Here is an 11619-nt window from a genome sequence, read left to right as displayed (position 1 = left end):
CAAACCGTTATTAGCTTCAATTAGCTCTTTAGATATTAAACCTTTTAAGAAAGTTATCAGTTCCGCTGCTTTATCAGGATTAACTTTGGATAATAATTTATCATACACTGTACTATCTACAGCCAAATCCTCCGCTAATTTAGCCTTATCCGCATAACCAGCTTTGATTTTTTTCCCTGCGACTAGCAAATACTCTGTCGCATAAGATAGCAACTGTAATAGATCAATGTTATTGTGTTGATGACCAACACCCCCTCCTCCACCATAATTTTCAGAAATACGATTGATTATATAGTCACTGACAGAACCGGTAGTCGTTACACTCCAAACTTCTGAATAAGGATCCTGAACAGGAAATAGTGCCCCCTCGGACAATGGTAGGCGAGGAAATTCAATAAGTCGAGGGGGCACTGTAAAAGAACCGACTTCAGGCACTACGATTTCAAGTGCACCAGTAGGGACATCTGTCCTCTGAAGGTTCAGGAAGGGTTTAGCATCAGCGAATTTATAAGTAAAAGTATAGTTGCTTGGTAGCTCCTTATCCGTATATGTCACATTACTTTCTACAACAATAATTGAACGGATATAAGAACCGGTATATAAATATTTCTTCAAAGACGGGAAAAAGTCAAGTAGCCAGGCACGTTCTTTCCTGTTCAGATATCCCGTATCTTTTTGAAATTTACGAGCTGTATCGACACGGTATTCAAGGGAAACATCATCAATCTCTGCAATATTATGCGTATGCTCCCCAGTGAAAGCCGTAGAACCATACGCACGAAATGTATCAATACCACCAAGTGAGTTCTCAAATAACACCCATTGCTCGGTTTCAGATTTCATATCTGAAGCATAATACCGTTGAGTATATGACAGTCGCTCCCCTCCCACATCTTCAACCCACACATCGTAATAAGCTGGCATCTTATTACCGAGTTTTTCAGCAACAGAAGCATACTGTAAAGGGATCGTATAAGCCTTGCCTTCAGTTAGATCGGCCAAAGTTATCTCGCTTTGCGAAATGACTGCAGCTGATTCATCCGTGAAATAAGCATGAAGCTTTACCTGGCATTCCCGAACAGCATAATATGTTAGAAATTCAGGAGAGTAATATGTAACAGGTTTAACATTCGGTTGCCAAGTCAGAAAGTTCCGGATTAGGAAATTCGATGGTGTTTCAGCAAGCATATCAACTCCACAACGAACAGCAGTAAACTCTACTTCAGTACCCGAAATCTGCGCTATGAAGGCAGATACAATCTTCGTCTGTTCATATACAATTGAAGTATTACTGAACAGGAAAGACAAACGGTCATGGATAATATCCCGAATATTAATAATAACGATACCATCCGCACCCGGCTCATAACTCCGAGCCACAATCTCCTCACCTCCCTGCAAGAGTCTAAAGGAGATTGTAGTAGTAGTGCCAATGCGGAATTCCTTGATATTTCCACTCAATGATAATGGATCAGGTTGTTGGAGAATAGTCATAACTCTTCTTTTTTCCTGTAAAATTAGCTCAAGCACCTATCAGACTAAAGGACAACAATTGCATCAATAAGGAGTCTTAATAGGACGAAGTCTAGCCACGACACGGTAATAGCGTCGCTTATTATCTCTGCCGTCCTGATAATGAGCAAAAGATCGCTCATAATAATATCCACCCGCAGCAACTTGTTCTTTCGTAGGAAATGGAGGATAAATATACGGCAGTTTATTTGTTCCTCTAGTATCCCCAAACTTAACTAGTTCCGCATTATAGTCCGATTCTGATATTTCATAAGAGTTTCTGTCAATGCTCCAGCAATTTGCATCCAGAGGAAGAGGGAAGCGAGAATCTTCTGCAGGAGCAGTTTGTACAGGCTCATACAATCGAGTCGTATAGAAACTTGATTCGATAGGTTCATTATTCCCTCCTATGGAATATTTTAGTTTATCAATAAATAGCTCCTGCCCATCTATTATCACTTTCCGATGAGCTGGGATATTCATTTTTTGGTGGTCAGAAAGTAAGATATCTCCCTTAACTGGATGCATTGAATTACGTAATAAGTTGTCATAAGTACGATAGAACCTTTCAAAAATGCCATCAGGTCCATTATACAGCAAAGAGTAATCTGCAAATCTTACGTTACTATAGGTATAATTGGTATTTGTCCCGATGCAATATCCATCAGTATATTTATAAACCAGAGACAACATGGGAGCCTGATCCTTATTAGAGGCAATTTCTTCCTCCTTGTTATTATCGTCCCCTTCATTATCAGAGGAGCTATTAACGATTAAAGTAGAGTTCAAAGATCGGCCATCTCCAATAAAAGGTAGATAGACTAAAGTACGATTATCTCTAGCGGCAGAAGAATGACTTGAATCTCGTGACTCATGCAACAGATAAAACATAGCATCCGGACAGATGATTTTTTTCTCTTTCAATGTCCCGCCCGCCATGTAAGGAATCGTAGCAGAAGATATTTTTTGTGTTTGCATAGAATAGTCCGAATATCCTACACGATAATAAGATCCTGACATCGGAGCCCAATATGCATTAGGATACTTAGCTTTTATAGCGGCGGTCGAATCATAAGTGTCTCCATCCGCAAGCATAGTCTCTGAAGATAGAACTACTTTTTGATATGTTGGAATATCAAATTCAAGTGGAGAAGTCAAACAGTTAGTAAGATCCGTTTCTGCTTTCATCTTAGCTATATCATCAAAAAACTCAATGGAAACAGTCCTATTAACTTCGTCCGGAATAAACTCACATAGAAATTTCTTTCTAAAAACATCCAGGATCGTATTACACATGCAGTCCGGCACAAGATGGGAAAGCAGTATAGAACCATTAACAAGTGAATCAATTGTATTATTGATAAAAACCATGCTTTTAAAAGGCTCTGTCACATCAAAGAAGTTTTCTAGCAACGTATAACCGAAATACGAGAAAATACGTCTCAAGAGATAGGGAGCACGAAGAAAAGGAGTCATATAATAGCCTGGATCCAGTTTGACGCTAATACCATCCACCTCTTCTATCCTTGAATAAGAATTATAGAAATCAAGTTTTCCGGCCGTATATCCTGTAATACCACCTGATGCATTCATAAACTCCATCTGGTTGATATAACGACGACTATTATCGAAATCAACGAATACAGGAAAAATTGCGAATTGAGTATTCTCATTCGCTACTAAAGACCTGCAGAAATCAATTCCCTGCTGAACCGTTTTCACTCCAGGTATTGTCTCTTCACCAAACATCTCTCTTAATGAAGCTTTAGATATTTGTGCCAAGAATGAACCTTCATTTAAATAAAAAGAAGTCGAAATTGTCTTTTTACGTTTGACTTTCAGTATTGCTTGCCTACATGCCGAGAAATACTCGCCAGACGAGATAGTAGCCTGTATATCATCCGGAAGCTTACGAACACTAGTTATATCAGGATATCCTAAAGCTTCTTCGTTATAATCCGAGCTAGGTATATCAACAGGCAATGTTTGTTCCCCCCATTCATTAAAAAACAAATTAGGGCGTTCAACCTCAAGTTGCGTACCAGGAGTGAGCTGATAAGATTTACCCGTTTTTGAATTCGTGATTTTCATATTTTATCATTTTGATCCAATTTGACGACTACGATCCCGGAGTTCCTGCTTCCTTTCTAAATCTGTCAGCACGACGGAAGACTTTACCCCGTTTTCATTGATACCAATTATAGCATGAGCAAACTTCTCCATCAATTCCGGAGGTAGTGCTGTACCGCTTCCGTCATCTTTGGGAGTTCCAGATGAAGGAATAGGCTGTGAAATACTTCCACCTGAAGAAAAGCCTGCCATTTTTGACCGTATAACCTGATTCAAGTCAAGTGTCCGGATGGTACCGGCCTGCTGCGACTTATCAATCATGTCAAGAATAGGACCAACCGTAGGATTGTCAACAGCTGCATTGCTAGCTACCCATTCTTTTGACTGACCTGCCGGTCCTTCGCCCACAATTACGGTTGGTTTATCAATAAAACCACGGGCATCCGGATCATAATCAGCCCCTTTAAATAATTTACCATCTTGAGCCCGGCGAACATCGATCTTACCACCGGACTCACGACCACTCGCAACACGCTGCCCGGATCCTTTTGAAGAACTACTTCCACCAGAAAGAGTCATGTTCTTAACCTTTTGCCGTTCCGCATTGGCAGAAGCAAGTTGAGCAATACCTGTTATACCCATAAGTGCAGCAGCTATAGGACCGGCAATCGGGCCTAAATCGGCAATGGCTTTCATTATTGCAACAGCTGTATCAGCGATAATTTGAGACGCTTTGATGGCAAAGTTGACATCTGCGTATTTCTTCTCAATATCCAGTTTCTTCTGTGCCTTTTCCTTCTCTAGGCGTTCAACCTCTTCGGCATTTCCCTGCGCCGCTTCGATTTCGGCATCATACTTAGCATCCACATTATCCATTTCGGCTTGCTGAAGCGCTTGTACAGCTCCGGAGAATAAGTCTAAGTAGTAATCGAACTGCTTTTTAAACGAATCACGTTTCAGATTCTGAACGGCCTTCTCATGTTCCTCATGGGTGAGCGTCTCATTATCCAGGTATTGCTGCAACTGTTGCAGCTGCAAATCATATTGTTGTTGTTGATTTAACAGTCCATATTGATTGCGGATCTGATTGATACGGTTCTCACTATCCTGCACTAATTGTTCCTTAGCCTTCTGATAAGCAGTATCTAATTCTTTTGTATCCAAATGCTCTTTCTCGGCAAGTTGTTTTCGTGCCTGGTAAGTTGCATCCAATACTTTCATTTGCGCCTGCAAATCCTCCCCAACCGTAGTGAGTTTAAACTGACTTTTAAAATCTTTAGTCAGATCATTCATTTTTGTCTGGATGGCAGCACGAGCATTGGCTGCATCCTGATCAGCCGATAAAACAGCCGCATTTGCCTGTTTTACAGAATCAGCTTTCAACTTTCCATTCTTCAGCTCGAGGTCATTGATATCATTCAAATACCGCTGTTCGATAGCCAACCGAGTTTCAGCACTGGCTGAAGTCAAGGCTAGTGTCATCATTGAAAATTGTTCCTGGGTGATATGCTTTGCAGCAAGCTCACTAGTGAGGAACATTTTTTGAGAGGCAGTTACAGCCTTCTCTTTCTCCAAATCGTCCTGGCGTAATTTTTCAACAGCAGATACCTTTTGCTTTTCTAGGGAGACTTCAGTATCGATCAGTTTAGACTTTGCATCTACGATTTGCTTTTGGTAATCAGATTTTTTAGCTGACTTTGTAGCACTTGCTTTGAATTGCTCGAGTAACTTGATCCGTTTATTATAGTAATCCTGATCCGACTTCAGAATGGCCAGATTTATATCTTCTTCCGCTTGTTGCTTTTCTCTTCCGACTAACCGGATCTGATTTATTTCCGCCTCATGATTTGACTCCTGATTCTTGAGTGCGACAGCATTTGGATCCGATTTATCTTTTTCTTGAGGAGTTGTTGGGAAACGCTTATCATAGATTTCCTGTGCTATTTCTCGGTATTGATCCGCTGCATTTTTCTCATCCTTCAACCACGCCGACAACATAGACTTATTCATGTTGTTGAATCGTTTCTGCGCTTCTGTAGCGTCATCTTGAGCCTTTATTCGATTCTTAACGATTTTGTCTATGCCATCACCTGAAATTTTATCAAGTTGAGCAGTAATGCCGGTCAGTTCTTCTCTAAGTTCAGCAATCCTCTCCGCATTAGCAGCTAGCTCCGCATCACTCATATCACGCATTCCCTGGTCTTTTGTATTGCCATATCCCGTACCACCGGCCCAAACTTTGCCTCTTTTATTTTGCGATATCAAAGATTCCATTTCAGCTTTCGCCTCTTCCTTCTTTGCTCTAAGACTCTTAATTTCCTCCCGATGAACAAAATTCAATCGAGCTTTCTCTGCAGCAAGATAATCATACACCTTTTGAGTATTGAGAGAAATAACGTTACCATATTGATCCCATTCAGAAACAGCAGAAGGAACAATATTGGAAATGCGCTCAATTAAAGAATTCAGTTCCTTCTGTTCTTCAGCATTACGGCTAACCTTACCTGCAAGTTCATCATATCGAGTTGCCATACCCGGAAGCTGTCTTTCCAAATTGACCACCTTTTCCATTTGATCCTCAAAAGTATCCGATAAAGGTTCCATGACCTTTGTTATATCTGAAACAAAATCAGCAGCCCAGGATAGCCCCTTCTTAAAAAAACGTTCCATGCGCTTACCTATTTTATTCCATAGGTTGTCTAAAGTATCTTTAAAATTAGACTCCAGTCCCTCAAGTTCTTTCATTTGAACAGCCATCGATCCGGAAATGCCATCCAATTTTCCTAAACTTAGCAGATAACTCTTTATTGCTTCTTCAGTGTTCTGCACTTCAGTAGTAACCCCTCGGAAAGTGTACTTCACAGTATTCCCGCTCTTGCTTGCCTTGATACCAAATTCTTTCAAACGCTCATTTTCTCCAGTCATAGCGTCCAGTATGGCTTCGATAAGCTGATCCACACTTTTACCCTGTGAGGCTGCCAAGTCACCCATATTGGTCAATTCTGAAGTAGTAGGCTTAATACCCCTATTAATGAGTTTGATATAAGCTTCCGTCCATTCCTGTAGAGAACCCGGCGTATCTGCAGCTAATTGCTGTAGCATCTTCATTGCTGCAGCAGCTTTCTCCTGCGACTGCAAAGTATTCCGGAGCACGGCTTCATACTTGGCAAACTCTTTCCGGGTTGAGTATGCATTTTGAGCTATATCTTTTAAATACCCTGCCAACTTCACTGTAATAAATGCCACTGCAATGGCTTTTAGCTTTCCCATCGCAGATTCCATCGTCCCGAATTCAGCTTTGATATTCTTACCGGATCCTTTCAAATCTGTTATCCGATTACGTACCTCACCTAGCCTCTTACTAAGTTTTGCATATTCTTCCGGATCCGCAGATTCTGACATATCATCAAGCGTAGCAGCTAACTCCTTAGCCACCTTCTTTAGTTGCCGTCCGGTCATGGCATTGACATCCAGTGACCTGGTTAATGCTCCAATTTTCTTATTATTATCAGTTATCTGCTTAGAAAGCGATTTGGCTTCTTTGTCCAGGTTCTGATACTCCTTAGTATTCTTTTTGCCTTGCGCTTCAAGTTCGATCATCGCAGTGCGACGTGCTTTTTCTTCTTTATTGAGCAGCTTTGTAACCTTAGTCAGTTCATGAATATCCCGCTGGGCCTGACTAGATTCAGCAGATACAATATACTTGATTTCGTCTTCCGACAAATGCTTCTTTCCCATATTACCAGTTTTGAGATTGTTCGTAGATTAATGCTTGCTCTAATTGCTCACGAATCTTATTTCTGATAGCTTCATTGTAGCCATAACGCAATTCTGGAAAAGTCTCATGATAAAGCACTCCCCATACCGTTCGATTATACAAAGCCAGGTTGCTCCGGATATGGCGTGAGATTCGGTCGTTTCCCCGTCGATATCGAATATCAAGATAACGGAGATACGGAAAAATACGAATAAAGTATTCTTGTTTACCTTCGGACTCCTGGATAGTGAACGGTCTACGCTGCAGGTTTGACAACAGTCGGCCTGAACGGGTATTCAGGTAAGTACGGACGACATTCTCTTGAGTCTGATAAATGAGATTGATACCTTGAGAAATTGTATCATGCACAAATCGCTGTTTGACTAAATCTTCTGAAATCATATTCGCTGTTATTTTTAGCGAATGTACTAAGGGAAAGAAGGAAGGTAAAGGACAAAAAAAATCCGGAGAGGAACGCCTTCACTCTCCGGAACTTGATTATTTATTATTCTTTAGTTCAAGCATCCACCGAAAATCACATCCCGATGCTCCGGGACGGTTTTGGAACTTGAAGCCAGCGTCCGTCATAGCTTTAAATATATCATCTTTCGATATTTCGGCCGCCGGATCCAGTTTTTTTATAGATTGATAAACTTCATCGGTTGTAAACCAGTGTGTTGTATGCCGGGCGTCCCACGCTGGCTTAAAAGTAGCCTGCAGAGCAGCAATATAAACACTAACATTCGTAACGTTTGCTTCTTGGTCTTTCATGCTATTTTTCCTTTCTTTATTACTTTCCCATCTTTTATCACCGAGAAGGGAGGGATTTTAATACTTTCCTCGAGCATCATCGCTTGAGACAATATGACTTCTGATTGCATACGCAGAAGTTTAAGCACCTCATCCGAGACAAATACAGTTTTTCCTTTCTCGCTCATATCCCACCTCCTATCTTCTTTGCATTTAAATCAGAAACACCTTCACTGAAAGAATAATGTCCCCGGACTGGGGAAAACGAAACAAAACAAATCGGTTGAGAATCATCATGCTCAACTTGAACACTAAACCGCCCACCATGAGCATCCATTGGTGCACCGATGAAAGTGATAACTTTTGTTTTAGGAAACTTTTTATTTAGTTCTTCCACCTTCGTTTCAAAAGAACACTTCAGAGAATCAAGTGAACATTCATCAACAATAAGCAGACGATCAAAGGAAGATGCGAATTCGCACATCTCCTGCCCCTTCTTATTCACATTAGAATAAGTTTGAACATGATGAATAAAGAACATCATGATTGACCTCCTTTCAGCGTTGATATCGTAATATACTCCCCTGGGGAAAGTTCAATAGAGGTAGTATTACCGGAATAAGAAACTAAATAAGATTCACTGTTTTCTGCAAGCAGACTAGCAAGTCCTTTAAAATAATCCTGCAACTTACTAACCGGCACTAAGGTCGGTCTTTTTTTCTTTTTCATAATGATGTGAGTTTTAGCATTTAGGCAAGTTTTCTTGAAAACAAGAACGGCTGCCATTTCCCGGTTCGCTAAAACTCACATCATTAGTCCGCCTAAGCGTTTAATAAATGTTGGGAAAGAAGGCAGCCGCCATATCTTTATATTTTCGTACATCATATTCTTGCATTCAAGAACACGATAGGTATGGGCATAAAAAAAGCCCACTGTTTCGCATGAGCATTATCCGTTGCTTTCGGCATCGACTAACGATGATGTAAGTTTTAGCTTTTGCAAATATGAGAATTTAATTTGAAAATGCAAAAGAAAAAGTGAACTAATAAATATCATCTCCAATTTCTCGTTTCTTTTTAGCAGGCTTCTCCTTGGAAGCTTTATCCTTTACTTGCTCACTCTCATGATCTCCCTTTATGTAAATGCCAGAATTGGCATTCTCATCTCCCCGAAGTTCCTTGCTCAATAGATAGTGATATACATTGTTCTTTGACATTGTTGAACTTTCAGTGATTACATAGGCCTGTTCAAACTTCCATCCGAATCGCGCCATGTAGTTCAAAGCGTCAACCATAGAATTGAACTTGATTTCCTTACCATCCGCATCTACCAAAAAATTATCAGAATGCTTCGACCAGTACTTTTGTTCCTGACCAAAATCAATCTCAATCTTTACTTTCGTACCGGTTAGATTACTTGTCCCCACTATTTCGCAATAAGTACGGATTGGATTCCAAGGATCCTGTGAGTAACCGTTCAACGCTGCCAACATAAGCAGCATGATAAAAACTACCTTTTTCATCTTGTGTGTTTTTTAAGTTATCCTACAAAGGTAAGATTTAAGAAATAAGGAAACAAAAAAGCGGAGCTTTTTACTCCGCTAATATTTGCAATATTCTCCTTGACATAGATTCTTTCTATATTTAAGAAGAAGGAGAGTAGTCAAAATAAATTGGACTATGCTCTTTTATTATATCATCCGGCAGACCTTTAATAGTTATAAATCTTTGATCAATTGCAAATAATTGAGAAAGAGTCTTTTTTAAGTGACCTATATTCACAAAGCAAGGCAAAGCGAGTCTAAAGCCTTTATAATCAGACTTCTTCCCATCTATCTCAAGCCGATTCACAACAAAACAATCACTGAATCCAACATCATCAACTTTACCAGAAAGAGAAACAATCACTTCTTTATCATACAATGGTGGATAACATATATATGCATCTAATAAAGGCTTTAATCTCTTATTGATAAATTCCAATGAATCAGAATATTCCTCTTGTTCTAAACAAGATTCTAAAGATCTCAAATAATCTCCTCTGCACCCATCCTTTCTATATTCATTATCATGATTAAAATAAACTTCATATAAAGCACCGTCTAAAAACGATTTTCTTAAAATATGCTGCTCTATGTTAGACAAAAAGGAAGGTAAGGTATCAATCAAAGAAATAGCTTTAAAAGCATTACCGCATGCTGATTGATACACATTTCTACCAAGAACAAAAAATGAGTTTCTAACTCTTTCCGTAATCTCAAAATCGTTCACAGATATACTATATAATTTTTCTACAGCAAAATTTTGGGTAGGCCAATTATGTGACCGCAAATCACTAATAATGGCATGTAGCTTATTCCCTTCATCTAACGTAAACTTTTTATCCGCCAATGCCTCTTGTGAATAATCATCAAACATTTCTCGTTTTGTAGTTATCTCCTGTTCTATTGCCACGGTTCCTGTTTCTATTTGAGAAATTGAAGATGTCGTGTCCATATTTTCCTCATGTGGAATTTCGCTTGAATCAACAAGCTCGGAAGTTTCTTCTAGAGAGTCCAGTTCACAATTGCCCTTATCAGCTGTTTGCGAAACAAAATATGGATCTATTTGTACCGAAACAGACAAATTTCTATACTGTGAGGAAGAACTTTTAGACAACACTCCAACTAACTGCTGAAAATTTATTATATAAAAAGTCTCTGTACCTACCACAGAGCGAAATTCATCAACAAGACGTTCATCTGCTATTTTTATTTTATTTTGAGAATTTGATTTAACAATTCCATTTTCCTTTATTTGTTTAGGGGCATAAACAAAATCTTTCTTCATGTCTCTTGTGACTAATACCACTTTCTTTATCTCCTGCTCTTTGCTATATTGTAGAATTTCTTGCCATAAGAGTAAATCCCCTGCTGAATTATATTCTTTATTACTATCTTTAAATCCAGGAGGATATTTATGTTCATAACGAAAAGAATAATACATTCCAAAATTCTCCAACAGATTAACAATTTTACTATCTAAAGCTATAGCTTGAAATTTTTCTACCATTTCCTGATGAACTTTTAGCTTCACTTTCTGTATCTCATTGCTGCCTAATGCATTAGATATAACACGTAAATTAGTTGTTATAGTTTCAAGCTCTGTAAACAACACTTCTTTGTTATCCCGGTATTTGGGATTAACTAAAAGGCATTCATCCACATACATCTTCAAAAAGTTCGTAATTTCTTCTAATGTTTTCGGAAGTGAAGACAACTTAGCCAACTCACCTAAATAATCTGAGGTTTTTTCTGTTAAAAAGCGATTTGAATATTCATGAATAGCCCAATTGGGAACATGGGCCCTAGTACCTAAAGAATTTAACCAATAATAAAACTCATTTCTTGCTGCAGAATTAAGCCTATACATTTGAGATATAATATTAGTGTCAAAAAATAAATGGCAATCATTTTTTGACATCAATTTAGTTAATTGAGAATAATATTCATCTACATCGATTAGTAACTGTGGGAATCTCATAATATTTTA

9 protein-coding genes and 1 pseudogene are annotated in these 11619 nt (G+C 39.0%); all 10 read right to left on the bottom strand.

The genetic code is table 11. The features are described from left to right. Positions 1 to 1494: pseudogene (locus DXB58_RS25155) on the bottom strand (hypothetical protein); the annotation flags it as partial. Positions 1495 to 1557: 63 nt separating this feature from the next. Beyond that, complete coding sequence (locus DXB58_RS25150; RefSeq protein WP_122138645.1) at positions 1558 to 3603, bottom strand: hypothetical protein; 2046 nt, start codon at positions 3601 to 3603, stop codon at positions 1558 to 1560. A 6-nt stretch (positions 3604 to 3609) separates the two neighbouring features. Next, positions 3610 to 7320 (bottom strand): hypothetical protein, encoded by a 3711-nt coding sequence (locus DXB58_RS25145; protein ID WP_122138644.1) that lies wholly within the window; start codon positions 7318 to 7320, stop codon positions 3610 to 3612. A gap of 1 nt (position 7321) precedes the next feature. After that, positions 7322 to 7741 (bottom strand): hypothetical protein, encoded by a 420-nt coding sequence (locus tag DXB58_RS25140; protein WP_122138643.1) that lies wholly within the window; start codon positions 7739 to 7741, stop codon positions 7322 to 7324. 96 nt (positions 7742 to 7837) lie between these two features. Next, entirely contained in the window at positions 7838 to 8110 is a 273-nt protein-coding gene (locus DXB58_RS25135; RefSeq protein ID WP_115484480.1) for a 5-formyltetrahydrofolate cyclo-ligase, read from the bottom strand. Beyond that, positions 8107 to 8277: a hypothetical protein gene (locus tag DXB58_RS27780; protein ID WP_158571586.1), complete on the bottom strand. Its 171-nt coding sequence runs from the start codon at positions 8275 to 8277 to the stop codon at positions 8107 to 8109. Before DXB58_RS27780 ends, DXB58_RS25135 begins: the two co-directional genes overlap by 4 nt. Beyond that, on the bottom strand, positions 8274 to 8633 hold the full coding sequence (locus DXB58_RS25130; protein ID WP_122138642.1) for a hypothetical protein: 360 nt from the start codon (positions 8631 to 8633) through the stop codon (positions 8274 to 8276). The genes DXB58_RS27780 and DXB58_RS25130 overlap by 4 nt, the downstream gene beginning before the upstream one ends. Next, the gene (locus tag DXB58_RS25125) at positions 8630 to 8818 is read right to left on the bottom strand and encodes a hypothetical protein (protein ID WP_122138641.1); all 189 of its coding nucleotides are present in this window, start codon (positions 8816 to 8818) and stop codon (positions 8630 to 8632) included. Before DXB58_RS25125 ends, DXB58_RS25130 begins: the two co-directional genes overlap by 4 nt. A 313-nt stretch (positions 8819 to 9131) precedes the next feature. Next, positions 9132 to 9611, bottom strand: a complete 480-nt coding sequence (locus tag DXB58_RS25120; RefSeq protein ID WP_122138640.1) for a hypothetical protein — start codon at positions 9609 to 9611, stop codon at positions 9132 to 9134. 121 nt (positions 9612 to 9732) lie between these two features. Beyond that, the gene (locus DXB58_RS25115; RefSeq protein ID WP_122138639.1) at positions 9733 to 11610 is read right to left on the bottom strand and encodes a PIN-like domain-containing protein; all 1878 of its coding nucleotides are present in this window, start codon (positions 11608 to 11610) and stop codon (positions 9733 to 9735) included. Between the last annotated feature and the right edge of the window lie 9 nt (positions 11611 to 11619).

It is taken from the genome of Bacteroides sp. OM05-10AA (assembly GCF_003439055.1).
Taxonomy (GTDB): Bacteria; Bacteroidota; Bacteroidia; order Bacteroidales; family Bacteroidaceae; genus Bacteroides; species Bacteroides intestinigallinarum.
Note: the sequence above shows the minus strand (reverse complement) of the source record. Positions and strands in the feature narration are given on the sequence as shown.